The organism is Pseudomonas sp. SWRI18, from assembly GCF_014268345.1.
Taxonomy (GTDB): Bacteria; Pseudomonadota; Gammaproteobacteria; order Pseudomonadales; family Pseudomonadaceae; genus Aquipseudomonas; species Aquipseudomonas cedrina.
On the sequence record NZ_JACCQQ010000029.1, the window covers coordinates 1 to 14,829 of the forward strand.

At 60.1% G+C, this 14,829-nt stretch carries 13 protein-coding genes; 5 read left to right on the forward strand and 8 right to left on the reverse strand.

What is annotated here, in order from left to right; genetic code table 11:
- Positions 1 to 474 precede the first annotated feature (474 nt).
- The 4 genes from H0Z09_RS24490 to H0Z09_RS24505 all read right to left on the reverse strand — a co-directional run bounded on the left by H0Z09_RS24490 (position 475) and on the right by H0Z09_RS24505 (position 4,136).
- Entirely contained in the window at positions 475 to 1,866 is a 1,392-nt protein-coding gene (locus tag H0Z09_RS24490; RefSeq protein ID WP_186694143.1) for an undecaprenyl-phosphate glucose phosphotransferase, read from the reverse strand.
- A gap of 246 nt (positions 1,867 to 2,112) precedes the next feature.
- The gene (locus H0Z09_RS24495) at positions 2,113 to 2,688 is read right to left on the reverse strand and encodes a helix-turn-helix domain-containing protein (RefSeq protein WP_186694145.1); all 576 of its coding nucleotides are present in this window, start codon (positions 2,686 to 2,688) and stop codon (positions 2,113 to 2,115) included.
- A gap of 31 nt (positions 2,689 to 2,719) precedes the next feature.
- Complete coding sequence (locus tag H0Z09_RS24500) at positions 2,720 to 3,415, reverse strand: hypothetical protein (RefSeq protein WP_186694147.1); 696 nt, start codon at positions 3,413 to 3,415, stop codon at positions 2,720 to 2,722.
- Positions 3,408 to 4,136 (reverse strand): winged helix-turn-helix domain-containing protein, encoded by a 729-nt coding sequence (locus H0Z09_RS24505; protein ID WP_076952522.1) that lies wholly within the window; start codon positions 4,134 to 4,136, stop codon positions 3,408 to 3,410. The genes H0Z09_RS24500 and H0Z09_RS24505 overlap by 8 nt, the downstream gene beginning before the upstream one ends.
- A 368-nt stretch (positions 4,137 to 4,504) precedes the next feature.
- Here H0Z09_RS24505 and H0Z09_RS24510 point away from each other — a divergent pair, with 368 nt between their 5' ends.
- Entirely contained in the window at positions 4,505 to 5,857 is a 1,353-nt protein-coding gene (locus tag H0Z09_RS24510) for a Fic family protein (protein ID WP_186694149.1), read from the forward strand.
- 81 nt (positions 5,858 to 5,938) lie between these two features.
- Here the strand turns inward: H0Z09_RS24510 and H0Z09_RS24515 are convergent, their stop codons facing one another.
- Together H0Z09_RS24515 and H0Z09_RS24520 are read right to left on the reverse strand one after the other, a co-directional pair.
- Positions 5,939 to 6,286 (reverse strand): hypothetical protein, encoded by a 348-nt coding sequence (locus tag H0Z09_RS24515; RefSeq protein ID WP_186694151.1) that lies wholly within the window; start codon positions 6,284 to 6,286, stop codon positions 5,939 to 5,941.
- A gap of 145 nt (positions 6,287 to 6,431) precedes the next feature.
- Positions 6,432 to 7,154: a pirin family protein gene (locus tag H0Z09_RS24520; RefSeq protein WP_186694154.1), complete on the reverse strand. Its 723-nt coding sequence runs from the start codon at positions 7,152 to 7,154 to the stop codon at positions 6,432 to 6,434.
- 178 nt (positions 7,155 to 7,332) lie between these two features.
- On the opposite strand from H0Z09_RS24520, the gene H0Z09_RS24525 reads away from it, so the two are divergent.
- Together H0Z09_RS24525 and H0Z09_RS24530 are read left to right on the forward strand one after the other, a co-directional pair.
- Positions 7,333 to 8,283: a GlxA family transcriptional regulator gene (locus H0Z09_RS24525; protein WP_186694156.1), complete on the forward strand. Its 951-nt coding sequence runs from the start codon at positions 7,333 to 7,335 to the stop codon at positions 8,281 to 8,283.
- Between the two features lie 95 nt (positions 8,284 to 8,378).
- Positions 8,379 to 9,902 (forward strand): winged helix-turn-helix domain-containing protein, encoded by a 1,524-nt coding sequence (locus tag H0Z09_RS24530; RefSeq protein WP_186694159.1) that lies wholly within the window; start codon positions 8,379 to 8,381, stop codon positions 9,900 to 9,902.
- On the opposite strand, the gene H0Z09_RS24535 is transcribed toward H0Z09_RS24530, so the two are convergent.
- A complete protein-coding gene (locus H0Z09_RS24535) occupies positions 9,849 to 12,611 on the reverse strand; it encodes a winged helix-turn-helix domain-containing protein (protein WP_186694161.1) in 2,763 nt (920 codons plus the stop codon). The two genes, H0Z09_RS24530 and H0Z09_RS24535, sit on opposite strands and share 54 nt — an antisense overlap.
- 59 nt (positions 12,612 to 12,670) lie before the next feature.
- On the reverse strand, positions 12,671 to 13,072 hold the full coding sequence (locus H0Z09_RS24540; RefSeq protein WP_076952515.1) for an AraC family transcriptional regulator: 402 nt from the start codon (positions 13,070 to 13,072) through the stop codon (positions 12,671 to 12,673).
- 205 nt (positions 13,073 to 13,277) lie between these two features.
- On the opposite strand from H0Z09_RS24540, the gene H0Z09_RS24545 reads away from it, so the two are divergent.
- Together H0Z09_RS24545 and H0Z09_RS24550 are read left to right on the forward strand one after the other, a co-directional pair.
- A complete protein-coding gene (locus H0Z09_RS24545) occupies positions 13,278 to 14,186 on the forward strand; it encodes a LysR family transcriptional regulator (protein WP_186694163.1) in 909 nt (302 codons plus the stop codon).
- Positions 14,187 to 14,389: 203 nt separating this feature from the next.
- Complete coding sequence (locus H0Z09_RS24550) at positions 14,390 to 14,827, forward strand: carboxymuconolactone decarboxylase family protein (RefSeq protein WP_186694165.1); 438 nt, start codon at positions 14,390 to 14,392, stop codon at positions 14,825 to 14,827.
- Positions 14,828 to 14,829: the final 2 nt, after the last annotated feature.

Genomic DNA, 14,829 nt, shown 5'->3' on the forward strand with positions numbered 1-14,829 from the left:
GAGGCCGCGAAGGCGGTGGGTCAGGCGATGAAGATGTTGAATGTACCGCCGCCTTCGCAGCCTCGCCGGGGCTCGACAGCTCCCACAGTTGATCTCTGTCGTTGCCGAGACGGCGTTTGCAGGTACAACTGAAATCCCGCCGATAAAGCCGATCCCCTGTGGGAGCTCCCGAGCTTTAGCGAGGCTGCGATAGCGGTGGGTCAGGCGATGAAGATGTTGAATATAGCGCCGCCTTCGCAGCCTCGCTGGGGCTCGACAGCTCCCACAGCTGGTCTCGGTCGTTGCCGAGAAATTCGTTCGCAGGTACAACCCAATCGCACCTGACAAAGCAGAGCCCCTGTGGGAGCTCCCGAGCTTTAGCGAGGCTGCGATAGCGGTGGGTCAGGCGATGAAGATGCTGAATGTATCGCCGCCTTCGCAGCCTCGCCGGGGCTCGACAGCTTCCCAGAGAGGGGAGCCATCGAGCTTCTGTTGTCAGTAGATTTCCTTGGACAGCAGGGTAAACGGCGTCTTCACCAGGATCTTGATATCCAGCCACAGCGACCAGGTGTTGATGTAGTGCAGGTCGATATCGACGCGCTTTTGCATCTTCTCCAGTGTCTCGGTCTCGCCCCGGCAACCATTGATCTGCGCCAGGCCGGTGATACCAGGCTTGATGCGATGGCGCGCCATGTAGGCGTGAATCTTGCCGGAGTAATAGTCGTTGTGCGCAATGGCATGGGGGCGTGGGCCGACGAGGGCCATGTGGCCCTGCAGCACGTTGAACAGCTGCGGCAACTCATCGATGGAGGTGCGGCGGATAAACCGGCCGATCGGGGTGATGCGTGTGTCGTTGCGGCTGGCCTGGCGCACCTCGTGGTCGTCATGCATGCGCATCGAGCGAAACTTCCACACTTTGATCACCTGGCCATTCCAGCCATGCCGTTCCTGTTTGAAAATCACCGGGCCGGGGGAGGTGAGCTTGATCAGCAGGGCGAACACCAACAACAACGGGCTCAGCAGCACAATTGCCAGCAACGCCAGGCTCTTGTCCAGCAACGACTTGCTCAGCGCGGCGGTGGGGCGGCTGGTCAGCGGGCTTTCATTGAGGAAGATCGCCGGCAGCCCATCCACTTCCGCCACGCAGTGGTTGAGCAGCAGCATGTTGTTGAGGTCCGGCACCCAGATCACGTCCACGCTGATTTCCAGCAGATTGAGGTACAGCGCCTCGATGTGGGTGGCATCCTGCAGCGAGTGGGTGATGTAGAGCCGGCGAATGCCGTGCTGCCGGATTAAGTGCGGCAACTGCGGCAGGTCGCCCAGTATCGAGGTTTGCGCGTCCTGGGCGGCATCCTCATGGCTGCCCACTAACCCCACTAAAGGAGAGCGCTTCTGGCGGGACAAGGTTCTGGCCAAGTCGACGGCGAGCTTGCCGGTGCCCACGATCAATGACTTGTGCCGTTGATGAAGTTGGCGATGGTAATACCGGGACAGGCTGTGCAAAGGGATGTAACACAGTGCTAACAGCGGGTAACTGACCGCTGCCCACAACAGTAGGATTTCCAGAGGAAACAGCGAATTGGCGTTACAGGCCAGGCCCACCATAAATAGTATGCCCACGGTAAGCAGCCACCCCATGAACAACCGCCCGAGGCCCACGCTGTAATCATCTTTCTTGCTATAAACATCACATAGGCTATAGGCCGGTAGCGAGGCTAATATAGTAAACGCGGCCAGGATTCGATAGGTGTATTCCAACTGACCGGTCTTCAAAAATACCAACAGAAACAACAGCGTAACGACCAAGCCCGACGCGAGCATCCATTGCCCCCAGAATGTCAGCCCCTTGGGGCTCAGGTTGCGATGCATTCTAGTATTATTCAGCATAGTTCTGCTCCCGGTGGTGACCACGTGCTGAGTGGCAGGGTTTGATCACGCGGTGCAATACCGCATTAAAATGACAGGCACGCGCAATCGCGTACCCATGGATAGTAATGAACGGTCAGGAGCATTGGCTGACGACTTATAACAAGGTCAGCAGTGTCTTATTATTAGAGGGGGTGTTATAAAACGGCAGTTGGAAAAGTGTACTGATAGGCAGGATAACTGATAGGGTGAATGTTATTTATATATTTATCGACGGGGTTGAGCCAATTCGGTGGGCTTCTTTATTTTCTGGGTCAGGCAATAACCGCGGTTTCTAACCGCACGAAACAGGCGTTCACCGTCGTTGGCCCGCTTGAACTTTTCCTGCAGCCGGCTCAGGCACATTTCCAGGCCGCGATATAACTCGGGTTCGCGCCCTATATTACGGATCAACTCCTCTTTGCTGACCACGCGTTCTTCATGGTGCAGCATTTTTTTTATCAGCGCCGATTCAATCGTGGTCAATGAGATGCGCAGGCGGCCCTTGACCAGGGTTCGATCATGTTGAGTCAACAGCCAGAAATCCTGAGGGTGCAACTGCGTTCGATCGGGGGCTAATTCCGGAGGGCGAGTATGGTTATTCGAGGCGCCGTCATGATCCTTTGGCATGGGGAGTCGGGATTCTTGTCGCAAAGCGTTAAAGGGGTGAGAGGCCAAACTGAGGGTATGGGTAATGACATAAGTGGTTAATCGGTGATTATCAAACTCTGCATTGGGCGTAAAGTCTTGCAGGGCTATAGCAGGAAGTGTGGGCGTAAAGGTGTGTTTCTTGAGGGAGCTCATAGTGTCCACCGATGTCAGTAAGATGCGATTGTTATAAGCAGTCGGCAGGGGAGTAATAACCGCCCTGAAAATATTCGAACGGCAAATGCCTAGCCAGCAAGGCACTGTCGGCAAACTCGACGGTGTCGGCGATGAAACACACTCGAGTCGCATCGATCAGCTCTAGCATGCGGTCGTAGAGCCGGTCGAACAGATCGGAGCGCGTATTCAAACTCAGCCGCAGGGCGGAATCCGGAAACGGCATTTTTATATAGTCGTAGAGCTTGAGATCAATCAGCAGGTCGGCCGGCTTTGTATCGAGCCTGTAATTATTGTAGGCAAGCGTGATACCGCACTGGTCCTTCAGCTTATACAACTGCCGCACCATCGCCCTGCGCTCGACCGGGCCGGGCAATGCGTCCAACGGGTTATCGATGCTCAGGGTAAAAGAGTGGCTGTGTTTGTCCAGTGACCGGGCAGCCTGGACAAACTTTTTGTGAAGACTCTCATTCATCAAGGCCGCTTGATCGATACGCAGAAACCTGTGACTGACCACAGGTTGGGCTGTTTTTGGCGGTGCGCAGATGCGCAGCAGCGCCTGGCCGTAGGCATCTTCCAGCGATGGGAAAGTGTCTGCGCAGGCCAGGCTTATTTCATTGCCCCAGAGCGTATGGCTGCGATCAACAATGGCTTGCCTGACAAGGTGAAAGCCCACAGGGTCAGCAGAGGATTTTCTTTCGCTATTCACGGATCGACCTCTCCTTGGCGGCTTGGAAATGGCTGGCGCAAATAAGACCCCGGCTTAGTTTGTATCCATAACCGCGGATGTTCTGGATGATATTGTCGCCGTAGTGCGCCTTGATCTTGCTGCGCAGTCGGCTGATAGACTTTTCCAATGCTCTGGAGTCGTAGTATTTAGTATTAAGGCCCATGACGGCAGCGATCTCATTGTGACTGAGCAGTCGGCGCTGGATGAGCGCTTCCAATACTTTCATTTCAACAAAGGATATTTCCAGCTTTTTACCGTCGCCAAATAGGCACATGCGATCCTGGTCAAGCACCAGTCCACAGCGATGCAGGCGCGCACTCTCTGTGAGAAAGGCATCAAAAAGGCTTAGTTTTTTTTCAGGCGAGGTTTCCACTACCTTGATGCAGTAATCCGCACCGGCCAGGTAGTACTTTGTTTTGCTCAAGGTGGAGGCGAAGGTGACAACCACGAAAATGGTGCAGTTGGGGTTGTTGTCTCGGGTTTTTCTTATTATGTCCAGGGTTTGACTGCTGGCCGAGGGCGTGTCGATTTCAATGATGATGGCACGATAGCTTCCGTGACTTTCCTGGGTGTCGATTAGTTGTTCGTAGTAACGTGTATCGACTTTTAAATCATCCGCTACGGTGCGAACTATCAGCGCCCGAAAATCCTCCGATTTAGATTGAGTCCGTGCAATAGCGAGGACGTTGGAAAAATGCATCACCTACTCCCTTTTCCGGCATGCAAGGCCGTCAGTTCAATCGCTGCTAGCGTTTAGATACTAATCGAATTGAATACGGCAAAACGTGACAAATTTTAACATTCGCCACTTTGTTTTGCGGGAAGAGAGGGGGCAATGTGCGGTTATTGCGAGGGTGTTTGCACGAACGTACTCATATGCTAGTGCAAATTCTTAATGCTCGATAAGTATTTTAGCCCAATGGTTTTTTTGACGGAATCGGGTAAACCCTTGGGTCGCTAAGGAGGTGCTCGCGGCGGTGGCGCGCAGCAGTGCTCAGTGCGTGGGGGTTGACACTTTGAAGCAGGCGGGCAACGATCAACTCAATTTTCGAAAATTGAGTTTCACCGATGGCTAAGGTCCATAAACCCGTCGATTTCAACGTCTTGCTGAATCAATATGGCATGGAGGTGTTTGATCTCGCTCGCGTCTTCAAAGCTGTCGATGACAAAGGTCGTTACCTGCACTGGGATGAATTTCGTCGCTACCCATCACAGGGGGTGGCCAAGGAAGCTGCATGGGCGGCGATCAAGTTGGCTCGCGCCTGTGGCAGTAAATCCCTGGAACTTCGTAGCGAGTGCGGCAGCCCGTTTTTTCTGTACACCACCGATTTTTGCGACGCGGTGATCCACGCGATTGAGCAATTGACGTCGCGGTTGGGAGGGGCCGCGGCGTCCTCGGCGCACTATCGAGACAATGCCAAGTACCTGGTTGACGCATTGATGATGGAAGAGGCCATTTCCAGCGCGCAATTGGAAGGGGCGTCGACGACCCGCAAGATCGCGAAGGACATGCTGGCCAAGGAGCGGGCGCCTCTGAATGACGACGAGCGGATGATCCTCAACAATTATCAACTGATGAAACATGCCAAGTTCAATAAGGATGAAAGCCTTTCCATTGCATTGATCTGCGAGTTTCAGAGCATCGCAACGGCAGGGGTTGATGAAGAGGATGCTCGCCCGGGTCATATCCGCGAGGATGACGGCATTTTCGTAGGGGGGCCGGGGGACGAAGTGGTCCATCAGCCCCCGCATGCATCGCTGTTGCCTGCCCGGCTGGAGGCTCTCTGCCAGTTTGCCAATGAACGGCATGATGGCCAGGAGGGGAGGCCGTTCATACATCCGGTGATCAAGGCCATCATCCTGCACTTTATGATGGGGTATGAGCATCCCTTCCGAGACGGTAATGGGCGCACCGCGCGCTGTCTGTTCTACTGGTTCATGCTCAAAAGCGGTTATTGGCCGTTCGAGTACATTTCCATCAGCGCCCTGCTCAAGGAAGCACCGATGCAGTATGGGCGCTCGTATATTTACACTCAAACCGATGCTTTTGATCTGACGTACTTCGTGATTTATCAATTGCGGGTGGTCGAGCGCGCAATGAGTGCCTTCATGCGTCACTTCGAGAGCAAAAGGCTGGAAGCGCTTGAGTTGATGACGTGGGTGCAGGCGCTGCAACTGAGTGATGGCCTGAATTATCGTCAGGGTCACTTCTTGAAGAAGGTGCTCCAGCACCCGGGGCGTATCTTCACACCCAAGGAACTGACCCATGACTATGACATTTCGGAAAACACTGCCCGCAATGATCTGGAAAAATGGGTAAGCATGAAGGTGCTGCTCAAGGTGCAGGAAGGTAAAGCCTTTCTGTACATTGCCAGGGAAGACGCCGAAGCCCACTTGAAAAAAATCGCTGGCGCGCGCTAAGACTTATTCGTCTGCATTAACCGAGGGCGAAAAAAAACCGGCTGATCAGGCCGGTTTGGGGTTCTCGCAAGCAGCGCGGGGTCAGGCATTGTTACCCTGCAGACGATCAGCGCCACCTTCGGCCAGACCACGTTCCTGCAGACGGTCAGCGCCACCTTCGGCCAGACCACGTTCCTGCAGACGGTCAGCGCCACCTTCGGCCAGACCACGTTCCTGCAGGCGATCAGCGCCACCTTCGGCCAGACCACGTTCCTGCAAACGGTCAGCGCCCCCTTCGGCTACGCGACGTTCCAGCAGGCGGTCGGAACCACTTTCCGCCACACGACTTTCAATCAGGCGATCCGAACCGCCTTCAGCGACGACCGGGTGAGCGAATGCGTTTGCAGCAAGTACCGAGAAAGCAAGGCTAAGCAAGATTTGACGTTTCATGAGGGTGTGCTCCGAGTGTTTAAGTTGGGGTGTCTCTGGTATGGGTTTGATGTTACGCGTTGCAGTTTTTTAGAGAACTTCATTGGGCTGATGGTGACTATCGACGCGAGCGATAGCCCGTTTTCGCGGGCTATCGCAGGGCCGGTCATGGCATCTGCGGCCGTTCATGCGGACGCAGGTCGAATACCAGCACCTCGGCGTCTTCGCCCTGGCTCAGGCGGATCTGGCGCTCATCGCGCACGCGGGCGCCGTCGCCTTCCTGCAAGCGCTGCCCGTTGACTTCAACGCTGCCACGGGCCACATGGATGTACACATGGCGATCCGGCGGCAGATCCAGGGTCGCGGCTTCGCCGGCCTTGAACAGCCCGGCATACACCCGCGCGTCCTGGCGCACGCTGAGGGAACCGTCGTGGCCGTCCGGCGAGATGATCAATTGCAGGCGCCCGCGTTTCTGCGCCTCGCTGAAGTGTTCCTGCTGATAGCGCGGCTCGGCGCCGGCCACGGCGGGCACGATCCAGATCTGCAGGAAGTGCACGCCACGACTCTGGCTGTGGTTGAATTCGCTGTGGGCCACGCCACTGCCGGCGCTCATCAGTTGCACATCGCCGGGGCGGATCACCGAGCCGGTGCCCAGGGTGTCCTTGTGCTCCAGTGCGCCTTCGAGCACATAGGAGAAAATCTCCATGTCGCGGTGCGGGTGCTGGCCGAAGCCTTTGCCCGCCGCGACGCGGTCATCGTTGATCACCAGCAGGTCGGAAAAACCCTGTTCATCCGGGTTCCAGTAGTTGGCGAACGAGAAGGTGTGGAACGACTTCAACCAGCCGTGATTGGCGGCGCCGCGTTCGGAAGCTTTGCGAAGGGTCAGCATGGTCTTGTCCTCAAAGGGGAGCGGGCTGCGACATGCAGGGCTCCGGCGTTGGGAAGAAGATTAATGGTTGCTGGGTAATTCATTAAGAAGATGGAATCTGAATGACTGTCTCCTTGCGGTTGACAGTCGGCAACGTGGCATAATGGCCGCCGCACTCCCTCTGATGGATTTAGCCAATATGAAAACCGTGGCCATGGCGCTGTTTCCGGACTTCCTCCTGCTCGACATGGCCGGGCCGCTCGAGGTGTTTTCGATCGCCAATCGCTACCTGCCAGCGGCGGCGCATTATCAGATCCTCACCGTCGGCACAGAGGCTGGCCCCTTGCGCGCGTCCAATGGCGTGCTGGTCCAGACCGACGTGCTGCTCGACCAGGCCCAGGACGCCTATGACCTGCTGCTGGTCCCCGGCGGTCCCGGCGCCTATAACGACTGCCACCCCGACTTGTTGCCCTGGCTCAAGGCGGCGGCGCCACGGGCTCGGCGCTTCGGTTCGATCTGCACCGGGGCCTTCGTGCTGGGGCATGCCGGCCTGCTGGACGATCACCGTGTGACCACGCACTGGCACTACACCGATCGGCTGATCAAGGCCTTTCCCAAGGCGATCGTTGAAACCGATCGCATCTATTTGCAGGACGGGCGATTGATCACCTCGGGCGGTGTAACCGCCGGCATCGACCTGGCGCTGTCGGTGGTTGCCCAGGATCACGGCAAACAGGTTGCAGTCGAAGTGGCCAAAGTATTGCTGGTGGTGATGAAACGCCAGGGCGGCCAGGCCCAGTTCAGCCCGCTGACGGCGGCGGTCGCTCCCCAGGAAACCGCGATCACCCGGGTACAGAACCATGTGCTGGAGCACCTGGACCAACCCTTTACCATTGAGTCCATGGCGGCACTGGCCGGCATGAGCGCGCGCCATTTTGCGCGGCTGTTCGCCAAGGATGTGCAGATGACGCCGATGGCTTTCCTGCAGGGCGCGCGCATCGACCGCGCCCGGCAGTTGCTGGAAACCACCGACCTGCCGCTCAAGACCGTGGCTTTCCACGCTGGCTTCGGCAGCGTGCGGCATATGCGCTTTCTATTCAGCGAAAAACTGGGGCTGAACCCGACCCAATACCGACAGCAGTTCAGTTAGCGACAGAATGTCCGTCACGGGCACCCGATTGTCCGTATCGCTCCCCGTGCCAGCATTGTCCTGCCATTGCCAACTGGCAAGATAGCGTCAAGCCCATGAAAAAGGATGCGCAGACGCCCAAGGCCGGGTGTTTCAGCGCGATGACAGCTATGAACAACCCCCAGGCGATTGACGCTGATGGCACGGTGCGCTTCGGCGCCTATGTGTTTCACCGGCAACAGCGGTTGGTCAGCAAGTCTGGCTTGCCGGTGCCTTTGGGCGGCCGCGCGCTGGATATTCTTTCGGTGCTGCTCCAGGCGCCTGGGCAGTACATCAGCAAGGCCACCTTGATCGAGCGGGTCTGGCCCGACAGCGTGGTGGAAGAAAACAACCTGCGTGTGCATATCGCTGCATTGCGCCGTGCCCTGGACGGGCAACGTTTCATTCTCAACGACCCGCAACGCGGTTACTGTTTCGCCGCCCCTGCGCAGGGCGCGGTGCAGGGCGTGCTGCCCAGGCATAACCTGGCCGCGCGGCTCAGCCCTGTCATAGGCCGTGATGAATTGCTGGGCGTGCTGCGGCGGCGCTTGTTCGGCCAACGCCTGATGACGCTCACCGGTTGCGCCGGCGTCGGCAAGAGCACCTTGGCCCAGGCATTGGCCGAGCGTGTGTTGCCGCGCTATCGCGACGGCGTGTGGTGGGTTGACCTGGCCACGATCGAGGCGCCGGTGGGGCTGCTGCGCCATGTGGCCGCGGCGTTGCATCTGGCGCCCTGCGCGAACGCCGCCGAGCTGAGCCGCCAACTGGCCACCCGCCAACTGCTATTGGTACTCGACGGCGCCGATCAGTTGCTCGGCGCCTGTCGCCACCTGGTGCGCTTGCTGGGTGAAACGGCGCCGCAGGTCAGTGTACTGGTCAGCAGCCGTGAGGCCCTGCAAGCGCCCGGCGAATGGGTGCAGCGCGTACCCCGGCTGGCGGTGCCTGCACCGTCGGCGCTGGGCAGTGTCGAGCAGGCGATGGTTTACCCGGCGGTGCAACTTTTCATCGCACGGGTGCGTGCGGGCCAGCAGGGTTTTGTCTTGCGGCCCCAGGACCTGGCGCCGCTACGTGATATTTGCCGGCGCCTCGATGGCATTCCCCTGGCCCTGGAACTCGCCGCCGCCCAAGTGGATGCCCTGGGCGTGCGCGGCTTGCAGCAGCAGTTGTGCAAGGGCTTGCAGGTACTGACCCGCGGCCGTCGCACGGCGGTCGAGCGCCACCGGTCCCTCAGCGCCGCCCTGGACTGGACCTACGAGCGCCTGAGCCTGCCCGAACGCTGGCTGTTCCTGCAATTGGGCTTGTTCAAGATGGCGGCGACCATGCCTACCCTGAGCGAACTGATCGCCGGCACCGAGCTGGAACACGCCGACCTGTCCTACCTGCTGGGCCGTCTGGTCGGGATGTCGCTGCTGACCCTCGAGCCGGGACCTGGCGAACCGCGTTACCGCCTGCTCAATTGCCTGCGCAGCTATGCCTTGGCGCAACTGCGCGACCCGGTGCAGGTGGCGCGTTTGCAGCAGGGGTATGGGCATTATCTGGGGCCGTTTTCAGGCCGGCCGTTCGTCTTGCAGCTCGTCGAGCAAGCCGCGCACGCGGACTAAGTCCAGGGTGGCGAAGCCTTCGGTGAATTGCGCGTAGATTGAGCTGAGCAGGTCGCGGGCAGCCTCGATGCGGCCTTGGGTCTGCCACGAACGCGCCAACGAGGTCGCGCACCGTAGCTCCCAGGCAAGTGCGCCTTGCTGGCGCGCCAAGGCCAGGGCTTGCAACAGGAGCGCTTCGCGCGCGTCGGGGTCGGCCAGGGTTTGCGCGCGCAGGCGCAGGATTTCCGGCGCGCACCAGCCGGCCGCGCCCTGTGTGGCGCGCTCGAATACCGCGTCACTGACCTCGATGGTATTGAACGTCAGCAGAATATCTTCGACCAGGCCCAGCCCCTGCACATCGGCGATCGACAGCGTGCCGTCGTAGCAGCGTGCCCAGGTGTGGAACAGCGGCACCGAGTGTTTCTGCGCCTGCTGCAACAACTGGTCCAGATGCTCGCGTGCCGCTTCGCTGTCGCCGTTGTAGCGGGCGATGACCACTCCCGCCAGCGCCAAGGTGTAGCAGATCGACGTGCCATGGTTGATCTGCAAGGCCAGCGCCAACGCCTGGCTTGCCGTGCGCGATGCACGTTCCGGATAACCGCGCAGCCACAGGATGCGCGCAAGCAGGGTCAGCGAGGCAACGCTCTGGTCGTACTGCACGCCAAAACCATGGGTAAAACGGTTGAGATGACCGCTCTGGGCCATACGCTGGATCACTTGCTCGGCCGTGTGCTGCGCCAGTGCCTGCTCACCGGCGAAGTGCTGTGCCAGCATCCGCAGACGCTGGGCGCTGAGGGCCAGCAAAGGGGCGGCCTGGGGGCCTAGCTGGTCGAAGTGCAGGCTTTGCGCCAAGGCGTCGTGATAATTGCCACAGCACAGGTTCACCGCCATCTGCCCCGACACGGCGCGCAGCTGGCCGGCCAGGTCCTTGTCGGCTTCTGCCAGGCGCCGTGCGCGACTGAACGCCTCGATCGTTTGTGGTGTACCCCCCTGGGTGTGATAGCAAAAACTGCCCAGTGCCAGTTGCAACGCCATGTGCAAGCGCTGGCTCGGCGCACTCGATTGTTCGAGCCGTGCCAGGGCCTTGCCCACATACAAACCGTGCTCGCGCAGCAGTGAAAGCTCTTGCCATAACGGCATCGCGCTGACGGTCAGGCGAATGCCGAGCAAAGGCACGCCCTGGTCGCTCAAGCTCCAATCGAGGGCGGCGCGGATGTCTTCGCGCAGCGGCGCATAGCGGTCGATCCAGGGCTGGGTCGCGATCAGTTCCCAATCGTCCTGGGCCTGGTTCATCAGCGTCAGGCAGCGCTCGGCATGGCGCTCGCGGGTGGCCTGCAGCTCATCGGCCGTGCTGAGTTTTTCCAGCGCATAGGTGCGTGTGATGTCCAGCAGGCGATAGACCATCTCGTCATCGCCAGCCTCCACATTCAGCAAGGATTTGGCCACCAACTGCGTGATCGAACCCAGCACCTGCGCCGGCGCGACCTGTTCCCCGGCAATCACCGCCGCCGCGCTGGCCAGGCTGAACCCGCCACGGAACACCGCCAGGCGCCGCAGGCAGATCTGCTCGCACGCGGTGAGCAGCTCAAAGCTCCAGTCCAGCGTGGCCCGCAAGGTTTGATGACGTGGCAGGGCGCTGCGGCGGCCCCGGGTGAGCAGGCGGAAGTTGTCCTCCATCTGCACCAGCAGCCCGGGCAGGCCGAAGCGCTCGATCTGCGCCGCCACCAGTTCGATTGCCAGCGGGATGCCGTCCAGGCGCTGGCAGATATCAATCGCCAGGGGCAGTTCGGCTTCGCTCAATTCAAAGCTGTCCTGATGGGACATGGCCCGTTCGATCAGCAATTGCAAGGCCGGATAGCCCAGCGCCTGGGCGCGGTTACCGGTGGCCGGCGGGCAGGCCAGGGGTTCCAGGCGCTGCACGTACTCGCCCTCGGCGCGCAACGCCTCGCGGCTGGTGGCCAGGATGTGCAGCCTGGGCGCGTAACGCAGCAGGGTTTCGCAGACCAGGGCAATGTCATCGAGCAGGTGCTCGCAGTTGTCGATCACCAGCAGCATCTGGCGCTCCTGCACGCTGCGCGCAAAGGTGGCCAAGGGTTCGTGTTCGGCGTGGGTCAGGTCGAGCAGGGCGGCAAGATTGGGCTGGATCATCGACGGCGCGCTGAGCGGCGCCAGGTCCAGCAGGCGGATGCCGTCGGGATAGTGCCCGATCAGCAGCTCAGCCACGCGCAAGGCGACGGTGGTCTTGCCGATGCCGCCGGCGCCGGTCAGGGTGATAAAGCGTTGGGCGGGCAGTTGTCGCACCAGGCTGTCGATCAGGGCCTGACGGCCGATCATGCGGGTGCGGCGCAAGGGCAGGTTGTGGCCCTGGAAGTGGGCTGCTCCCTCGGTGGGTAGGGTCATCGGCTCGATGCTCAGTGGCGCAACAAAACTGTAGCCACGCTGGGCCACGGTCACGATATAGCGCTGCCCGGCCTGGCCATCGCCCAGGGCCTTGCGCAGCGCTGCCATATGCACGCGCAGGTTGCCGTCTTCCACCACGCTCCTGGGCCAGACGCGGGCGATCAGCGCCTGCTTGCTCACCACGTTGCCGGCCTGCTCCAGCAGGATCAGCAGGATATCCACCGCCCGCCGTCCCAAACGCAACGGTCGACCCGCCTCCAGCACCAGGCGTTGGCGTGGGTGGACACGATAGGGGCCGAAATGCACGGCCTGGTCGCTGAGGTCACTCATGGGCGGGCCATGCTCGCAAAACAGGGAGCCGCCAGCATATTCCAGCTGCGTACAGACCACTAGGCCGCGATCACGTGTGACTTTTGGCGCGAGTGGTGATTTCGCCAGGTCATCGGATTGACGCCTTCGCTGCGGGTGAACATATGGCAAAAGTGCGCCTGGTCGCAAAACCCGCACTCCAGGCTGATTTGCGTCAGGCTCATGGAGGAACTGGTGATCAGTTCCTTGGCCCGCTGGATACGCTGTTGGCGAATCCACTCCTGGGGCGACAGCCCGGTGGTGCACTTGAATGCACGTGAGAAATGGCTGCGCGACAACGCGCAGGCCTGGGCCAGGTCGGCAATGGCCAGGCTTTCGCCGAGGTTGGCGAGTATCAATTGCTTGGCGATGCGCTCGCGCCGGGGGCAGAGGCCGCCGGTGGCGGATAAACGAGGAGGGGCATATTGCGCGAGTCGGGCCATGACAATTATCCGCAGTCGATGGGAGCGTTCCCGGTGGATGGATGCAGTGTAGACGTGGCCAATCTTGTTGCCGGACCGTCTGGCTGGCGAGTTAATCGTTGTTAATTTCGCCAGGTCCCGACGTGGAAAAGACAGCACAGGCATGCAATCCGGATAACGTCATGCATGCTTACCTGTGGGCTTGCCAACCGTTTTGGATATCGCCATGAACCGCAACGACCTGCGCCGCGTCGACATGAACCTGCTGGTGATTTTCGAAGCGCTGATGTTCGAGAAGAACCTGACCCGGGTCGCCGAAAAACTCTTCATGGGCCAGCCCGCCGTGAGCGCGGCATTGGGGCGTTTGCGCGATCTGTTCGACGACCCGTTGCTGCTGCGCAACGGGCGGGGCATGGAGCCCACGCCACGCGCGGTGGCGATACTCAAGGAGTTGCAACCGGCCATGGACACTATTTCCGGGGCGGTCAGCCGCGCCAAGGATTTCGACCCTTCCACCAGCTGTGCGGTGTTCCGCATCGGCCTTTCCGACGACGCCGAATTCGGGCTGTTCCCGCCGTTGCTCAGCCGACTGCGCGAAGAGGCGCCCGGCATCATCGTGGTGGTGCGCCGGGCCAACTACCTGCTGATGTCATCGTTGTTGGCCAGCGGCGAAATTACCGTGGGCGTGAGCTACACCACTGAACTGCCGGCCAATGCCAAGCGCAAGAAACTGCGGGACATTCCGTGCAAGGTCCTGCGTGGCGATGACGGGGTTGAGCCGCTGACCCTGGATGACTACTGCGAGCGGCCGCATGCGATGGTGTCGTTCTCGGGGGATTTGAGCGGCAACATTGATCTGGACCTGGCGCGAATCGGCCGTGCGCGCCGGGTGGTACTGGCGGTGCCTCAGTTCAGCGGGTTGCGGGCGTTGCTGGCGGGTACGCAGATTATCGCGACGGTACCGGACTATGCGGCCTGCGCGTTGACCGAGGGCACGTCCTTGCGCGCAGAAGAGCCACCGTTTGCGATCGATGCCGCGGAGTTATCGATGGTGTGGAGCGGGGTGCATGACAATGACCCGGCGGAGCGGTGGTTGAGGGCGCGGATCGGGGAGCATATGGCGCGAGTGGTCTAGCCGAAGTGGGAGCTGGCTTGCCTGCGATGGCCATAGGTATCTACACATTTTTGTAGGGAGATTTGTCAGCCTTAGAAAAGCAGTCCGCCCTTGCTACACCTCACGGAAAATTGGTCACCCATTCTTCCCCACAATTGGATATTCCTCCCCAACTCCTCGGTGACTAACCTGGCGACCAATCCCCACCGTTCCGGAGTATCACCATGCAAACCCGTACCGATTTCTACACGGCCTCCCCAGATGCCATGAAAGCCATGCTCGCTCTGGAAGCCGCCGTCGGCAAACTGTCCATCGAGCTGCCGTTGCTGGAACTGGTGCGCCTGCGTGTTTCGCAGATCAACGGCTGTGCCTTCTGCCTGGACATGCACACCGCCGATGCCCGCAAGGGCGGTGAAACCGAACGTCGCCTGTACACCCTGTCGGCCTGGCGTGAAACGCCGTTCTTCACCCCGCGTGAACGCGCCGCGCTGGCCTGGGCCGAGAGCCTGACGCTGCTCAACCAGACCCACGCCCCGGATGCAGACTTCAACGCGCTGGCCGCCGAGTTCAGCGCCCAGGAGCAAGTCGACCTGAGCGTGGCCATCGCCACCATCAACAGCTGGAACCGGCTGGCGGTGGGTTTTCGCAAGATGCCTCAGTAAAT